Genomic DNA, 15,814 nt, shown 5'->3' on the forward strand with positions numbered 1-15,814 from the left:
GTCGTGGGAGGGTCGCGTGATCGTGGGTGGGTCGCGTGATCGCGGGTGGGTCGCGTGATCGCGGGTGGGTCGCGTGATCGCGGGTGGGTCGCGTGATCGCGGGGGCAACGCGGGGTTACGGGTGGGTCGCGTGATCGCGGGGGAACGCGCGGTTTACGGGTGAGGCGCGGGGTCGTGGGTGGGTCGCGTGATTTCTGGCGGGTCGCGCAGTTACGCGTGCGTCGCGCGATCATGGGTTTATGCCGCAGTGAGGATCGGCCGCTTGGTGGCGCGGGCGCCAGCGGGTGATGAGTGGGTGGAGAGATAGGGGCGCGCGGGTTGGGTTGGGTTGGGTTGGGCAGTTGGCCGGGCCATTCGACCTGGGTCTATGGACCTGAACGCATCCCTGCCGTGTTGTCTCCGAGGGTGGATGTGGTCATGATTTCGATATATCGTTCCGTCACTTCATTCGATATATCGAAATGACCGCTCCGCGTGACCTCGATCGCCCTGCCCGCCCGTTGACCGCCCGGCCCCTCAGCCGCGGCGATCTGCGTTTGCTGGTGTTGGCGCTGCTGGGTGAGCAGCCGCGGCATGGCTATGAGCTGATCCAGCTGATCAGCGACATGTTCGTGCGGGTGTATACGCCCAGTGCGGGCTCGATCTACCCGGTGCTGGCGCAGTTCGAGGCGGCCGGTTGGGTGGGCGCGGTCGAGGACGGTGGGCGCAAGCGCTACCAGCTCAGTGCGCTGGGCCTGGCCGAGCTGGCCGCGCAGCGCGAGGAGGTGGACGCGGCGCTGCAGCGGGTGCGGGCCAGCGCGCGCACGATCACCAAGGCCAACCTGCCGCCGAGCGTGCGCGATGGCCTGCGCGAGTTGAAGCATGCGCTGGCCCTGTGCCACGGCCGCTGGAACGAGGACAACGCGGCCAGCGTGGCGCAGGCGCTGCGCGAGGCGGCCGCGGTGATCCGTGGGCAAGGACGCTGAGATGCCCTCCCCGTTTTTTCAATGCATTCGACCCAGCCAGCCCCGGCCAGCCAGGTCATCCCCCTACGCCGCACTGCGGCGCATTTGCTGACAGGTGTTCCCCATGGCTTTGCATGAAAACAAGCTGGTACGTCATACCGTGAAGTTCCGCCCCCTGCAGGTGCTGCGCACCGAGGAGATCAGCCCGTGCATGCGTCGGGTGATCGTGGGCGGGCCGGCACTGGAAGGCTTTGTGTCGCTGTCGCCGGACGACCACGTGAAGCTGTTCTTCCCCAATGCGGAGGGGCAGTTCGTGGTGCCGACGATGACCGCCGAGGGCCCGCGCTACCCGGAAGGGCAGACGCCCTCACCGTCGCGCGATTACACCCCGCGCTGGTGGGACCTGGACACCTGTGAGCTCGCGCTGGATTTCGTCCTGCACGGGCATGGCGTGGCCTCGAGCTGGGCGGCCAATGCGCAGCCGGGCGACGCGATTGCCGTGGGTGGGCCGCGTGGCTCGCACGTGACGGCGCCGGATTTCGATACCTATGTGCTGATCGGCGATGAGACCGCGCTGCCGGCGATCGGCCGCTGGCTGGAGACGCTGCCGGACGGCGCGCAGGCTGATGTGTATATCGAAATCCCCGACTCGGCCGACCGCCAGGAGCTGCCCGAGGACGACCGGATCCGGGTGTCGTGGCTGGAGCGCAACGGCTTCGATGCGGTGAGCAGCACGCTGCTGGAGGATGTGCTGACCGATTTCGAGGAACCGGAGGGCGATACGTTCTACTGGATCGCCACCGAGTCGCGCCGGGCGCGGATGATGCGCAAGTACATCGAGGGGCACCTGGGCGTGCCCAAGGACTGGATCCGCTCGACCGGCTACTGGAAGGCCCACGCCGACGAGCACGACGGCGACTGAGCCCGCGACGGGCACCGGCTGCGGATGCGACAATCGCGTTTTGGGCCGGTGCTTTTCCATGCAAGCAGTTTCTTCTTCGGCGCTGACCGACCTGATCGACCGCGCCGAGCGTGCCGACCCCGCGTTGGATACGGCCTTGAACGCGGTGGCGCCTTCGGTGGGCGGCAATGTCGCACCGCTGCGCACGGCGTTGGTGCCGCTGGCACAGGCGCAGCTGGCGCTGCTGCAGGCCAACGCGGATATCGCGCTCGTGGCCGATGAGCTGCGCCGTTACCAGAAGTTTGCCGCGCCGGGTAAGCCGAGCCTGCAGATCGTGCAGCTGCGCAAGCAGCAGGCGGCTGTGAAGCAGGCGGCGCTGATCGCGCGGCAGGGTTTTGCGCAGGCCACGCATGCGTTTCTGCGTGACAGCGGGTTGACCGCGCCAACGCGGCGGCTGCCGACGGATTTTGCTACCGGGTGGTTGGGCAAGGTGGCAGCGACGGTTGCCGCAGGCTGACCCGTAGAGCCGACCGTTGGTCGGCTGCCGTTGACGTTGCGGTTGACGTTGCGGTTGACGTTGCGGTTCACGCAGYCGGTTCGGAGWGCAGCCGACCAACGGTCGGCTCTACGGGGGTGCGGCGCCAGCCGTATCGCCGGGCCAGCCCGATTTCCAGCAGGACCAGCGCCATGACGATCAAGAGCGGCAGCAGCAGGCCAAGGTAGATACCGGGCATCAGGCTGGTGAGCTGCGCCTTGAGCAGGCGGATCGCGCCTTGGGTGTGCAGCAGTTCGTTCATGCGCATGCCGAGCGCTTCGCGGAAGACTTTTTTGTCCACGCCGCTGTAGCCGGCCGCTTCACTGGAGAGGCTGTCTTCCACCCACTGCGACATCAACGCGCTGCGCACATGGCCGACACCGCGGCGGGTCCAGCGCTGGATCGTGCCCTCGCCCTGCAGGTAGCCGGCGCCGGGGAGCGGGTGGTCGGCGAGGTACTCGTCCACAACCTGGCGGGTTACCTCGTGCACGGTGCCATCGCTGCGCATGAGCGTGGCCAACGCGGGATCGTCGAGGGACTGTTCGAAATCGACCAGCCAGCTGGCGACCAGCGTCTGCAGGTGCGGCTGGAAGTGGTCGATCTGCTTGTACAGCGCGCGCTGCGCGCCCGCGGTAAAGCCCAGTTGCAGGCCGGTGAAACCGAACAGCAGTGGCAGCACCACCACGTAGGTGGCCACGGTCCAGTGGTGCCAGCGGTGACGGCGCGCCAGCCAGCCGCGGCGGTACATGGCCAGCCAGGTGGCGATGCCGAGCAGCAGACCGATGAGCGCACCGAGCACGGTGCCGCCGATCAGGTCGAACAGGCTGAGGCCGGTCCAGAATTCCATCATCCAATACTGTGCGTCTTGCACGGGGTGCTCCTTTGCGCGGGGGCGCGCGAAGCGAGGAAGTGTACGAGATGCAGATACGCGAGGTAGAGCCACGCCGTGCGTGGCTGACGCGAGGCAGACGGTGTGCATCCGGTAGAGCCACGCCATGCGTGGCTGGCGCGAGGCAGACGGTGTGCATCCGGTAGAGCCACGCCATGCGTGGCTGACGTGAGGCAAACGGTGTGCACCCGGTAGAGCCACGCCATGCGTGGCTGGCGCGAGGCAAACGGTGTGCCCCCGGTAGAGCCACGCCATGCGTGGCTGCCGTGAGGCGGACGGTGCGCGCGGAGAGCAGCCACGCATGGCGTGGCTCTACCGGGCGGGTATGGTCATCGAACACGGGGTTGGGGCCCGGGTCGTCGAGTACGGGGCCGGGCGGGGCGGCCAGGGCACGCGCATGACGCCGACACCGGCGCCGGCGACGCGTTGGACCCGTCGCGCACAAACAAAAAGCCCGCCTTTCGGCGGGCTTTCTGCTGTTTCTACATCAACGACCGATTACGCAGCCGGCTTTTCGCCGGTGGCTTCGGTGGTGATGCGGATGTTCACTTCGTCGCTGACGTTCGGGGCATACGCGCCGACGCCGAAATCGCTGCGCTTGATGGTGGTGGTGGCATCGAAGCCGGCGGCCGGGACCTTGGCCATCGGGTGCTCGCCGCCGCCGTTGATGGTGACATCCAGGGTCACCGGCTTGGTGACGTCCTTGATGGTCAGATCGCCCGTGACGGTGAGCTTGTTGGTGCCGTTGGCTTCAACCTTGGTGCTCTTGAAGGTGGCGGCCGGGAACTTGGCGGCGTCGAAGAAATCGGCGCTCTTGAGGTGCTCGTCGAACTTGGCAGTGAAGCTGTTGAGGCCGCTCAGCGGCAGCTTCACTTCCACGGTGGACTTGGTCACGTCGGCCGCGTCGTACACCAGGGTGCCTTCGGCTGCGCCGAAGTGGGCGGTCGGGTGCGAGAAGCCGAAGTGGCTCCACTGGACCAGCACGTCGGTGTGCGACGGGTCGAGCTTGTAGGTGCCCGAGGCGATCTGGATGGCGGCAGCGGCCGGGGCAGCCGCGGCGGCATCGGCAGCCGGGGTGGTGGTGGTGGCAGCGGCCGGGGCAGTAGCGGCATCGGCGGCCGGGGCGGCGGCGTCGTCGGCCGGCTTGGAGCMGGCGGCGATGGCCAGGGTCAGGGCCAGCGGCAACAGCAGTTTGCGGGTCATGGTCATGTCAGGTCTCTCTCGAAAGCGAAGGGAAAAGAAGAAGGTGAGGCAAACAGCCCGTCCGCGCGGACGGGCCAGGGTCCGGCGGGAACGCTTATTCGATGCGGGCCGCTTCGTCGAAGCTCAGGCGAGGCAGCCGCGGGAACAGGCCCGAAGGGTCACCGTACCCCAGATTGACGAGGAAATTCGACTTGATCGCGGTGCCCTTGAAGAAGGCTTCGTCGACCTTGGCATTGTCGAAGCCGGACATCGGGCCGGCATCCAGGCCCAGCGCGCGGGCGGCCAGGATCAGGTAGGCGCCCTGCAGGCTGCCGTTGCGGAACGCCGACTCGGTGCGACCTTCGCGCGGGCCGTCGAACCAGGACTTGGCGTCGGCATGCGGGAACAGGTAGGGCAGCTTTTCGTGGAAGTCTTCGTCGAAGGCGACGATCACCGTAACCGGGGCGGCCAGGGTCTTGTCATGGTTGCCTTCGGACAGCGCCGGGCCCAGCTTGGCCTTGGCATCGGGGGAGGTCACGAACACGAAGCGCGCCGGGCTGCCATTGGCGGCGGTGGGGCCCCACTTCAGCAGCTCGTACAGCGCCTTGAGCTGGCTTTCTTCCACCGGCTTGTCGAGGAAGGCGTTCTGGGTGCGGGCGGTACGGAACAACTGGTCGAGCGCAGCATCGTTGAGTACGTTGGACATGAAGCCTCCTGTTGAAAGGGGAACCGTGGCGGCATCGCCACCGGTGACGGGCAACGGCGCGATCGGCGAAGGCTGGCAGTGTAGAGTGTCGCGACAGTTGCAACACCCAGCCTGACTGAAACGAATTAATGCCATACGTGAAACGATGGAGTCCGCCCTGGACGATCACTGACGGCCGTGCCGGCAATGTGCGGCAGGCCGTGGCGCTGGCGTCTGCGTTGAAACTGGGGGCGCATCACCCGCTGGTCCTGGCCCCGCGCGCGCCGTGGCGCTGGCTGGCGCCGCGCGCCTTGCCGGGCGCCGCACACGGCTATGGCGATGCCTTTGCGGCACTGGCCGCCGCCCCGCCGGAGCTGGCCATCGGCTGTGGCCGCCAGGCGGCCGGGGCGCTGCGCGAGCTGCGCCGACGCGGCAGCAAGGTGGTGCAGATCCTGGACCCGCGCATCGGCGCGCGCCATTGGGACCTGCTGGTGGTGCCCGAGCACGACACCCTGCGCGGCGAGAACGTGCTGACCCTGCTGGGCAGCCTCAACCCGGTCAACGACGACTGGCTGGCCTGCGGGCGTGCCGCATTTGCCGCGTTCGGTGCCCTGCCCGGCCCGCGCACCGCGCTGCTGGTGGGCGGCCCTACCCCGCACGCGCCGTGGCACGAGCCGGACATGGTGCAGGTCTTCCAGCAGGTGGCCGCGCAACTGCGTGCCGAAAGCGGCAGCCTGCTGGCGACCACCTCGCGGCGCACGCCACCGGCGTTGGTGGGCGCGCTGCGCAGTGCATTCGCCGATCTGCCGCACGTGATCTGGGGCGATGGCGGCGACGGCGTCAACCCGTACGCCGGGTTGCTCGGCTGGGCCAACCGGGTGGTGGTGTCGCCCGATTCGGTGAACCTGCTGTCGGAGGCCTGCGCTACGCGGATGCCCGTGGCAGTGGCCTTGGCCGCGCAGGCGCAGGGTCGGCTGGCGCAGTTCCAGCAGGCCCTGCGCGAACGCGGGCGACTGCAGCCGCGTTGGCTGGAGTGGCAGACCGCAGGGCGGATCGAGCCGCTGCGCGACACTGCGCGCGTGGCCGAACAGGTGCGCGTGCGCTTGGGCATTGCCGGATGACGGCGGCAGGGGACGCGCTTTCCACCACGCCAGGATGACGGTAGATTCGGCGGCCCTCAAGGAATGGAGAACACCGATGCGCATCTGGATGTTGTCGGCATCGGCCCTGCTGCTGACCGCCTGTTCGAGCATGGACACCGTGCACGACCCGCTGTCGTGGCATTGCCAGCAGCAGGTGGATGCCGCGCGCGAACAGCCCGCACTGCGCGACCGCAAAGGCGATCGCCGGCCACTGCCGATTGTCCCGATCAGCGACGACTGTGAACGGGAAATGCGACGCGGCGAGCCGGCACGCTGATCGCGGCGCTATGATGCGCCGGCGGCACGGTGCCGCTGGAGAACACACGCCATGGATGATGCCCCTCGCCCGCTGATCAAACGCCTGCGCCGCTTCGTGCTGTGCGGTGTATTGCTGGGTGCGGTGGCGAGCGCGCAGGCCGAGCCGCAGTGCGTGGAGCGCTATCCGACACCGGCCGCCCTGGCCTCGATGTTCGACGTGGCGCTGGCCACCACCGAGACGCTGGATGCGCTGGGGGATGTGGACGTCGTGCTGATCGCGCGTGGCGGCCAGGACCTGAGCAAGTACGGCCTGCGCCACAGCCATGTGGCCTTCCTGCTGCGCGAAGAGGATGGCCAGTGGCGCGCGGTGCACCTGCTCAATCCGTGCAAGACCGATGCATCCCATCTGTTCCGCGAGGGCGTGGGCACCTTCATCGGTGAAACGTCCGCGCATACCGATCTGCGCATCGGCGTGCCGGCGCCTGCGCTGCGCGCTGCACTCAAGACAATGCTGACCAAGCCGGCGATCCAGGCGCGCGCCCTGCACGAGGCGCGCTACAGCGTGGTGGCTTACCCCTTCAGCACCGACTACCAGAACTCCAACCAGTGGGTGCTCGAAGTGCTGGCCGCGGCCATGGCCCAACTCGAAGACAACACCTTGATCGTCAACCGCACCCAGGTGCAGGCGTGGCTGAAGGACCACCAGTACCGGCCCAGCACGCTGCACATCGGCGTGGGCAAGCGCCTGGGCGCGCGGTTCTTCGTGCCCAATGCCGCCGTTACCGACCACCCGGCCAGCGAGCGCATCTCCGGCAACTATTCGGTGGTGACGGTGGAGTCGGTGTTCGACTTCGTGCAGCAGCAGAAGGGCCTGCAGATGGAGTTGCCGATTGCGCACGTGCCCGTGGACGGCATTGCCGCGCCCAAGCCGTGAGACCGCTGCACCGGAGACGGTGCAGGCATACTGCCCCCCATTTCGACGTACGCAGGAGTTGCCCATGACACGGATTTCCCGACTGGCCGTTTCACCCTTGCTGGCTGTTGCGCTGTGCGCCGCCAGCCTGCCCGCCTCGGCAGAGGAACTGAGCCAGCAGCACCCGGTGGCCAGCAGCGTCATCGTCACCTCGGTGATGAGCGTGGTGGTGGTGACCGCGCCGATCTGGCTGGTTTCGGCCGGCTTGAGCAAGGCCAGTGACGGTTCGGCCCGACGCAGCCGCGCGCGTGCCGAGGCGAAAAAAGCCGGGCCGCTGCCGCCGCTGACCGTGGAGAAGGTGGAACGCACCGCCGAAGGGGGCGTGCAACTGGCACTGCAGAATCCGCAGGCGCCGGACGATCTGGCGGTGCTGGCCTGGCCGGCGCGCGCCGATAACCCGGTAGACGCGGTGAAGGTGGGCGACGTGCTGGCCTTTACGCCCTCCCAGGGTGGCGCCGGCTGGACCGTGGCCACGACCGATGGCGCGGCGCTGGCGTTCCTGCCCACCGATGCGACCGTGGCCCAGAACAGCGAACCGAGCGCGCAGTGGTAGGCGGTGTCCGGCAATCGGGTTGCAGGGCGAAAGGCGCGGCTGCATGAAACGTATTGGACCCGTTGCGCGCGCGTCGCTGCTGGCGCTGGCGTTGATGGCCACCGCCCTGCCCGCCACGGCACAGAACCTGAGCCACGCCTCGCCGGTGACCAGCAGTGTGCTGACCACTTCGGTGGTCAGCCTGGCGGTGATTACCGCGCCGGTGTGGCTGAGTGCGCTGGGGGTGAGCGAGCTGCATGACGCCTCCATGCCGCACAACCGCATGGCCCGGGCCGAAGCGAAGAAGGCCGGCCCGCTGCCGCCGCTGACCGTGGCGCGCGTGGCGCACCAGGCCGACGGCAGCTACCGGGTGGACCTGAAGAACCCGCAGGCGCCGGAGGAACTGGCGGTGGTGGAATGGCCGGCACGCGCCGACAACCCGGCCGCAGGCGTGAAGACCGGCGACGTGCTGGAATTCATCCCGACCCCGGCCGGTGCCGGCTGGACGGTGGCCAACGCCCATGGCACGGCACTGGCGTTCCTGCCGACCACCGGCGCGGCGGCCTCCAGCATGAGCGAACGCTTCTAGATGAACCGGCCTGGGCTGGCCCCGGCCCGCCCAAGCCCGGATAATCCGCCGCTTCCCTGACCTCCCTGGTGCGCCGTGTCTGAGCGTCCTGCCATTGCCTTTGCCCCGTTGACCGCGCCGTCGCTGCTGCTGGCGGTGCTGGCCATGGGCGTGGTGGTGCTGGGCAGCAACGTGCTGGTGCAGTACCCGATCAACGATTGGCTGACCTGGGGCGCCTTCAGCTATCCGGTGGCGTTCCTGGTGAGCAACCTGATCAACCGCCGCTTCGGGCCGCAGGCCGCGCGCAAGGTGGCCTGGGCCGGTTTCGCGTTGGCGGTGCTGCTGTCGATCTGGATCGCCACGCCGCGCATTGCGGTGGCCTCGTGCCTGGCCTTCATCGCCGCTCAGCTGCTGGACATCACCGTGTTCGACCGGCTGCGCCGCGGGCACTGGTGGCGTGCGCCGATGGTGGCCACGACCTGCAGCGCGACGCTGGATACGACGATCTTCTGGAGCATCGCGTTTGCCGGCTCCAGCCTGCCGTGGGTGAGCTGGGCCGCGGGCGATCTGGCGGTGAAGCTGGCCATCGGGGTGTTCCTGCTGGCCCCGTTCCGCGCGTTGCTGTGGAAGATGGCGCCGCGTACGGCGTAGCGCCACCCGATGGGTGGCTTCGCGGTGCCGATAGGCCACTCCGCCGCACGGGTGCCTTCGCGGTGCCGATAGGCCACTCCGCCGCACGGGTGCCTTCGAGGTGCCGATAGGCCACGCCGCCGCACGGGTGCCTTCGAGGTGCCTCGAGGTAGAGCCACCCCATGGGTGGCTTCGCGGTGCGGGGCGAAAAGCAGCCACCCATGGGGTGGCTCTACCCGGCTTGGTGCGTGCAGCCACCCATGGGGTGGCTCTACCCTGCGGATGCGGCCTGGAACGGCAGGCCGGCCGCGTCGCAGGCGGCGCTGATCACCGCGCGCGCTTCTTCCAGTGCCGGGGTTGGCGCGGCCAGGCGCGGGCGGCGGTCGAGGGTGCAGGCCAGGCCGACGTCCAGCAACGCGGCGTGCGCGTCGTGCAGGCCGCTGCGGGTGCCGTCGGGTAGCCAGGCGATGTCGGCCAGGGCGTCGATCAGGCTGGGGGTGTCGCGCGGTTGCACCGTATGCGGGTGCGTGCCGGCACGGTCGAGCACGCCGGTCTGCAGCAGGAATTCGAGGTCGACGATGCCGCCTGCGCCCTGCTTGAGGTCCAGCCGTGCGGCATCGCTGCGGTCCAGTTCGGTGCGCATGCGTGCGCGCATCTTGAGCACGTCGGCGTAGAGCACGGCGTTGTCGCGCGGGCGGGCCAGCGTGTCGACGCGGACGCGTTCGAAATCGGCCAGCAGCGAGGCGTCACCGGCGATGCCGCGCGCGCGCACCAGCGCCTGGTGTTCCCAGGTCCAGGCGCGCTCGCGCTGGTAGTCGGTATAGCTGGCCAGCGAGGACACCAACGCGCCCTTGCCGCCATCGGGGCGCAGGCGCACGTCGATGTCGTACAGGCGGCCGGCGGCGGTGACCGCGCCGAGCAGGGCCATCACCTTCTGCGCCAGGCGCGCGTACCAGCGGCCGGGATCCAGCGGGCGCGCGCCGTCGCTGCTGTCCTGGTCGGCCGGGTGGTCGTACAGGAACACCAGATCCAGGTCCGAACCGAAGCCCAGCTCCAGCCCGCCGAGGCTGCCGTAGCCGATGATCGCAAAGCGCCCGCCGGGGATGACGCCGTGCGCGCGCTGCAGGTCCGCCTGCACCAGGGCCAATGCGGTGACCACCACGGCCTGCGCCAGTTCGGCCAGCTGACGGGTGGTATCCACCGCGCGCTGGCGGCCATCCAGCGTGGCCAGGGCCATGCGGAAGCTGAGTGCCAGGCGGGTTTCGTTGAGCATGCGCAGCGCCGCTTCGGGGTCGTCGATGGCCAAGGCGGCATCGCACTCGGCCTGCATGCCGGTGGCATCGGGCATCGGCCCGGACACGCGCACGTCGAGCAGTTCGTCGAGCAGCAAGGGATACGCGGCCAGTCGCTCGGCCAGCAGCGCGCTGCGCGCGAGCACGTCGACCAGGCGGGCCAGCGCGCTGGGTTGTTCGTCCAGCAGCGCCAGATAGCTGGTGCGGCGCAGGACCGCCTGCAGCAGGCCGAGCACGCGCTTGAGTGCGGCATCGGGATGCGGTGAGCGGGTGGCGGCGTGCAGCAGTGCTGGCAGCACGCGATCGAGCCGCGCGCGCGCGCTGTCCGACAGCGACTTCACCCCGAGTGACTGGGCGAAATCGCGCAGCGACTGGTCGGCACTGTGCGGGTCGTGGAAGCCGGCGTCGGCCAGCACCTCGGCACTGCCGTTGTCGGGCAGGCCGCGCCAATAGTTGGCCAGCGCATCCGGGGCGGCCTGGCCCTTGCGCGGGGCCAGCAACGCGGCGAACTCGGTGCTGACGCGATGGCGCTGCACATCGAGCGCGGCGAGCAGCGCATCCCAGTCGGCATACCCCAACCCGGTGGCGATGCGCAGGCGGTCGATCGGGTCGGTGGGCAGGGCGTGGGTCTGCGCGTCGCGCAGCATCTGCAGGCGGTTTTCCAGCCGCCGCAGGTGGGCATAGGCGTGGAGCAGGTCGTCACCATCCTGCGCGGCCATCTGCCCGCAGGCCACCAGCGCCGGCAGTGCATGCAGCAGGCGACGCTCGCGCAGGCTGGCTTCGCGGCCGCCGCGGATGAGCTGCAGGGCCTGCGACAGGAATTCGATCTCGCGGATACCGCCGGGGCCGCGCTTGATGTCATCGAACATGTCGCGGCGCGAGACCTCGGCGGTGATCGCCGCTTTCATCTCGCGCAGGCCATCAAGTGCGGTGAAGTCGAGGTAGCGGCGGTACACGAACGGGCGCAGGGTCTGCAGCCACACTTCACCGGCGGCGATGTCGCCGGCCACCGCGCGCGCCTTGAGCCAGGCGTAGCGCTCCCAATCGCGGCCTTCGCGCTGGAAATACTGGTCCATGCCGGCGAACGACAGCGCCACCCGGCCGGCATTGCCGAACGGGCGCAGGCGCAGGTCGACGCGGTGGCTGAAGCCGTCCACGGTGGTTTCATCCAGCAGCTTGGCCAGGCGCTGGCCGAGCCGGGCGAAATATTCCTCGGCGGCGAGCGGGCGGGCGCCGTCGGACTCGCCGCCCTGCGGGTAGGCGTAGACCAGGTCGACGTCGGAGCTGAAGTTGAGTTCGCCACCACCGAGCTTGCCCAGCCCGAACACCACCAGCTGCTGCGCGCTGCCATCGCCGGCGCGGACCACACCGTGACGACCGGCGAATTCCTGTTCGAGCGCGGCCAGGCCGATGCCCAGGCAGTCTTCGGCCAGGGCGGTGGCGCCGGCCAGCGTGGCCGGCACGTCGTCCAATCTGGCCAGATCGCGCCAGATCAGCCGGGTGGAGGCGGCGGTGCGATAGCGACGCAGGCGCTGCTGCCACTCGCTGGGTTGCTGCGGATCCAGCGTGGGCAGTGGCAGCGGCGGGCAGCCCGGCAGGGTCAGCTGCGACAGCAGTGCCGGCTGGCGGCACAGGGTGTCGATGGCGAAATCGCTGGTGATGGCCAGCAGACGCACCTGATCGAGCACGTCTGCCGAAGGAGGCCAATGGCCGCCCTCGTTGAGCGACAGGGCCAGGCGCGCCAGGGCGCGGTCAACCAGAGGGACGAGGGTGGCGGGGACGGCGTCGGCGGGAATCGGCATGCGGGGATTATGCAGGGCATGCATGGCGCACCGGGCGATAAAGCAGGTTCACCGGTTGGGCGTTCATGCCCGCGCGCGTCGACGCATCAGACCGGGCGGCGCTCCGATTCTCCGGAGGCGAGACATAAAAAAGCCCGCTTGCAGCGAACTGCCAGCGGGCTCTGCTCCCTCCCCCACGTCGGGATGCAGGTCGATCTTCTAGGGTCGGCGAAGAAGTTGCACGCTGCACTGCAAAACAATACTTGCGGGTACAGAAGTCCTTGCAAAACTGAACAGGGACCTGCAATAGCGCGATTGCCATCCCACCTTGGTCGCACCCCCGGCGCTGTGTGGATCGCCGATAATGCAGATCCCCCCAAAAACGTTGTCGTCATGTCTGTCGATCGCATTGCCGACGCGCGTCTGCGTGACCGCGTTGTATCCGCCGAAGCCGCCGCCGCGCTGATTCAGCCCGGTGAAACCGTCGCCATGAGCGGATTCACCGGCTCCGGTTACCCCAAGGCGGTGCCGGTCGCGCTGGCCCAGCGCATCGAGACCGTGCACGCCCAGGGCCTGCCTTTCCAGATCAGCCTGATGACCGGGGCCTCGACCGCGCCGGAGCTGGATGGCGCGCTGGCCAAGGCCGACGGCATCGCCATGCGCATGCCTTTCCAGAGCGACCCGGATGCGCGCAACCGCATCAACGAGGGCAAGCTGGATTACATCGACATCCACCTCAGCCATGTGGCCCAGCACGTGTGGTTCGGGTTCTATGGCGAGATCGATACGGCGGTGGTGGAGGTGTCGGCGATCCGCGAGGACGGCTCACTGGTACCGTCCACGTCGGTGGGCAACAACAAGACCTGGCTGGACCTGGCCAAGAAGGTGATCATCGAGGTCAACGCGTGGCAGCCGGCCGGCGTGGATGGCATGCATGACATCTACTACGGCACCGCGCTGCCGCCGCACCGCAAGCCGATCCCGCTGGTGCACGCCAACGACCGCATCGGCGAAACCTCGCTGCGCTGCGACCCGGACAAGATCGTGGCGGTGGTGCGCACCAACGGCCCGGACCGCAACAGCCCGTTCAGTCCGATCGATGCGACCAGCGAGCAGATTGCCCAATACCTGATCGACTTCCTCAAGCACGAAGTCGCCAAGGGCCGACTGCCGGCCAACCTGCTGCCGCTGCAGAGCGGCGTGGGCAACATTCCCAATGCGGTGCTGGCGGGATTGGCCAGGAGCGGCTTCCGCGACCTGGCTGCGTTCACCGAGGTGATCCAGGACGGCATGCTCGACCTGCTGCGTGATGGCGTGCTGAGCTATGCCTCGTGCACCGGTTTCGCGTTGAGCCCGCCGGCCAACGAGGCGTTCAAGGCGAACATCGATTTCTACCGCGAGCGCATCATCATGCGCACGCAGGAAATTTCTAACCATCCCGAACTGGTGCGCCGCCTGGGCTGCATCGGCATGAACGGGATGATCGAGGCGGATCTGTACGGCAACGTCAATTCCACCCACGTGATGGGCAGCCGGATCATGAACGGCATCGGCGGCTCGGGCGACTTCGCGCGCAACGGGTTCCTGTCGGCATTCCTGAGCCCGTCGACGGCCAAGAACGGCAGCATCTCGGCGATCGTGCCGATGGTGAGCCACGTGGACCACACCGAGCACGATGTGTCGGTGATCGTGACCGAGCAGGGCCTGGCCGATCTGCGCGGGTTGACGCCGCGCAAGCGCGCGCGGGTAGTGATCGACAATTGTGCGCACCCGGATTTTCGCGACCAGCTCAACGATTATTTCGACCGCGCCAGCCGTGACAGTTATGGCAAGCACACCCCGCACCTGCTGCCGGAGGCGCTGTCCTGGCATCAGCGGTGGTTGGACACCGGGACGATGAAGGCGTGAAGCAGGAAGGCCGGGCAGATGCCCGGCCTTTTTCAAGGCGCTTCGCCCATATGCGGGGCAAGCAGAAACGTGCCATGACGCTTTTCAGGCCGTTGGTGGGTCGGGCGTTGGGCCCCGATGCCCTTTCCGGCGAATGTCCTCCGGCGTCGGCCTGCGGCCGCCACCTCCCCCTTTATTTCGCCYCCAAGGGCATGGGCGCCCAGCGCCCGACCCACCGACCCGCACCAGAAAAGCCTGGCTTCCGGCTGCGACGGGGCCCTGACGCTCGCGACAGACCTGGATCGAAGACAGGCCAGATCACTGCGGCGCCAGGACGATCCAACCACGGCGCACCACCGGCCCCCATCTGCCGCGGCCCTTGCAACTTGATGCTCCCCGGCATTGGCAGAAGAACAAAAAAACCCCGGCATTGCCGGGGTTTTCTTCATGCAAGTGCGGAAGAATCAGGCCGCCTTTTCCAGCGTGGCCATGTCGATCACGAAGCGGTAGCGCACGTCGTTCTTCGCCATGCGCTCCCAGGCCTCGTTGACGGTCTTGATGTCGATCACTTCCACGTCGCTGACGATGTTGTGCTCGGCACAGAAGTCCATCATCTCCTGCGTTTCGGCCATGCCACCAATCGCCGAACCGGTGATGTGCTTGCGACCGAACATCATCGCAGCGCCCATCAGCGGCGGATCCAGCTCGGTCAGCACGCCGACCAGGCACATCGTCGCATCGCGCTTGAGCAGGCCCATGTACGGGTTGGTGTCGTGGCTGACCGGAATGGTGTTGAGCAGGAAATCGAAACTGCCGGCGTGCGCCTGCATCTGCGCCGGATCGCGCGAGACCAGCACCTCATCGGCACCCAGACGCTTGGCATCGGCACCCTTCTCCGGGGTGGTGGTGATCATCACCACGGTGGCGCCCATCGCCTTGGCGAACTTCACGCCCATGTGGCCCAGGCCACCCAGACCGATGATGCCGACCTTCTGGCCGGGGCCCACCTTCCAGTGGCGCAGCGGCGAGTAGGTGGTGATGCCGGCGCACAGCAGCGGCGCGGCGGCCTTCAGGTCCAGCTTCTCGGACACCTTCACCACGAAGCGCTGCTCCACCACGATGTGGTCGGAGTAACCGCCGAAGGTCGGCTGGCCGTCGCGCTCGGTGCTGTTGTAGGTGTAACTGGCCCCCTTCTCGCAGTACTGCTCCAGGTCTTCATCGCAGGCCGCGCAATGGCGGCAGGAATCGACCATGCAGCCGACGCCGGCGAAATCGCCGACCTTGAAGTYGGTGACGCCGGCGCCGACCTCGGTCACCCGGCCGATGATCTCGTGGCCGGGCACCATCGGGAACTTGGAATTGCCCCAGTCGTCGCGGGCCTGGTGCAGGTCGGAGTGGCAGATGCCGCTGTACAGGATCTGGATGCGGACATCGCCGGCAGCGACCGGGCGGCGCTCGAAGGAGAACGGTACCAGCGGTGCGGTCTGGTCGTGGACGGCATAACCATGGGCGAGGGACATAGGGAATCCTTGGCAGGTTTTGTAGAAAGGCGCTTTACAATACGCCCGCACCCTGTGCGTATACAGTCAATATATCGGCATGATTCATCAAGGCA

The 15,814-nt window shown here is 68.1% G+C and carries 15 protein-coding genes; 10 read left to right on the forward strand and 5 right to left on the reverse strand.

All coding sequences use genetic code 11. From position 1 onward, the window contains the following. Positions 1–461 precede the first annotated feature (461 nt). The 3 genes from AC1DR7_RS14990 to AC1DR7_RS15000 all read left to right on the forward strand — a co-directional run bounded on the left by AC1DR7_RS14990 (position 462) and on the right by AC1DR7_RS15000 (position 2,362). On the forward strand, positions 462–965 hold the full coding sequence (locus AC1DR7_RS14990) for a PadR family transcriptional regulator (protein WP_256775081.1): 504 nt from the start codon (positions 462–464) through the stop codon (positions 963–965). Positions 966–1,068: 103 nt separating this feature from the next. Then, positions 1,069–1,866: a siderophore-interacting protein gene (locus tag AC1DR7_RS14995; protein ID WP_457318624.1), complete on the forward strand. Its 798-nt coding sequence runs from the start codon at positions 1,069–1,071 to the stop codon at positions 1,864–1,866. 58 nt (positions 1,867–1,924) lie between these two features. Next, positions 1,925–2,362, forward strand: coding sequence for a hypothetical protein (locus AC1DR7_RS15000; RefSeq protein WP_256775079.1), 438 nt, complete (start codon positions 1,925–1,927; stop codon positions 2,360–2,362). 67 nt (positions 2,363–2,429) lie between these two features. Here the strand turns inward: AC1DR7_RS15000 and AC1DR7_RS15005 are convergent, their stop codons facing one another. From AC1DR7_RS15005 to AC1DR7_RS15015, 3 genes are all read right to left on the reverse strand, one after another. Further along, complete coding sequence (locus AC1DR7_RS15005; RefSeq protein WP_457318625.1) at positions 2,430–3,251, reverse strand: hypothetical protein; 822 nt, start codon at positions 3,249–3,251, stop codon at positions 2,430–2,432. A gap of 516 nt (positions 3,252–3,767) precedes the next feature. Beyond that, entirely contained in the window at positions 3,768–4,478 is a 711-nt protein-coding gene (locus AC1DR7_RS15010; RefSeq protein ID WP_478076539.1) for a YceI family protein, read from the reverse strand. Positions 4,479–4,566: 88 nt separating this feature from the next. After that, positions 4,567–5,157, reverse strand: coding sequence for a malonic semialdehyde reductase (locus AC1DR7_RS15015; protein WP_457318627.1), 591 nt, complete (start codon positions 5,155–5,157; stop codon positions 4,567–4,569). A gap of 128 nt (positions 5,158–5,285) precedes the next feature. Between AC1DR7_RS15015 and AC1DR7_RS15020 the strand changes: the two genes are divergently transcribed. From AC1DR7_RS15020 to AC1DR7_RS15045, 6 genes are all read left to right on the forward strand, one after another. Beyond that, positions 5,286–6,257: a mitochondrial fission ELM1 family protein gene (locus AC1DR7_RS15020; RefSeq protein ID WP_478052919.1), complete on the forward strand. Its 972-nt coding sequence runs from the start codon at positions 5,286–5,288 to the stop codon at positions 6,255–6,257. Positions 6,258–6,333: 76 nt separating this feature from the next. Then, positions 6,334–6,555 carry a hypothetical protein gene (locus tag AC1DR7_RS15025; protein ID WP_457318629.1) on the forward strand — a complete coding sequence of 74 codons (222 nt, stop codon included), beginning with the start codon at positions 6,334–6,336 and terminating at the stop codon, positions 6,553–6,555. A 51-nt stretch (positions 6,556–6,606) separates the two neighbouring features. Then, the gene (locus AC1DR7_RS15030; RefSeq protein WP_457318630.1) at positions 6,607–7,470 is read left to right on the forward strand and encodes a DUF2145 domain-containing protein; all 864 of its coding nucleotides are present in this window, start codon (positions 6,607–6,609) and stop codon (positions 7,468–7,470) included. A gap of 64 nt (positions 7,471–7,534) precedes the next feature. Next, entirely contained in the window at positions 7,535–8,062 is a 528-nt protein-coding gene (locus AC1DR7_RS15035) for a hypothetical protein (protein ID WP_457318631.1), read from the forward strand. 43 nt (positions 8,063–8,105) lie between these two features. Continuing rightward, on the forward strand, positions 8,106–8,630 hold the full coding sequence (locus tag AC1DR7_RS15040; RefSeq protein WP_457318632.1) for a hypothetical protein: 525 nt from the start codon (positions 8,106–8,108) through the stop codon (positions 8,628–8,630). A gap of 144 nt (positions 8,631–8,774) precedes the next feature. Continuing rightward, positions 8,775–9,260 carry a queuosine precursor transporter gene (locus tag AC1DR7_RS15045; protein WP_256775177.1) on the forward strand — a complete coding sequence of 162 codons (486 nt, stop codon included), beginning with the start codon at positions 8,775–8,777 and terminating at the stop codon, positions 9,258–9,260. Between the two features lie 250 nt (positions 9,261–9,510). Here the strand turns inward: AC1DR7_RS15045 and glnE are convergent, their stop codons facing one another. After that, on the reverse strand, positions 9,511–12,333 hold the full coding sequence (gene glnE, locus AC1DR7_RS15050) for a bifunctional [glutamate--ammonia ligase]-adenylyl-L-tyrosine phosphorylase/[glutamate--ammonia-ligase] adenylyltransferase (protein ID WP_457318633.1): 2,823 nt from the start codon (positions 12,331–12,333) through the stop codon (positions 9,511–9,513). 372 nt (positions 12,334–12,705) lie between these two features. Between glnE and AC1DR7_RS15055 the strand changes: the two genes are divergently transcribed. Continuing rightward, on the forward strand, positions 12,706–14,220 hold the full coding sequence (locus AC1DR7_RS15055) for an acetyl-CoA hydrolase/transferase family protein (protein ID WP_478051486.1): 1,515 nt from the start codon (positions 12,706–12,708) through the stop codon (positions 14,218–14,220). A 443-nt stretch (positions 14,221–14,663) separates the two neighbouring features. On the opposite strand, the gene AC1DR7_RS15060 is transcribed toward AC1DR7_RS15055, so the two are convergent. After that, a complete protein-coding gene (locus AC1DR7_RS15060) occupies positions 14,664–15,719 on the reverse strand; it encodes an NAD(P)-dependent alcohol dehydrogenase (RefSeq protein ID WP_478076540.1) in 1,056 nt (351 codons plus the stop codon). Positions 15,720–15,814 lie beyond the last annotated feature (95 nt).

The organism is Stenotrophomonas sp. P5_A9 (assembly GCF_056400525.1).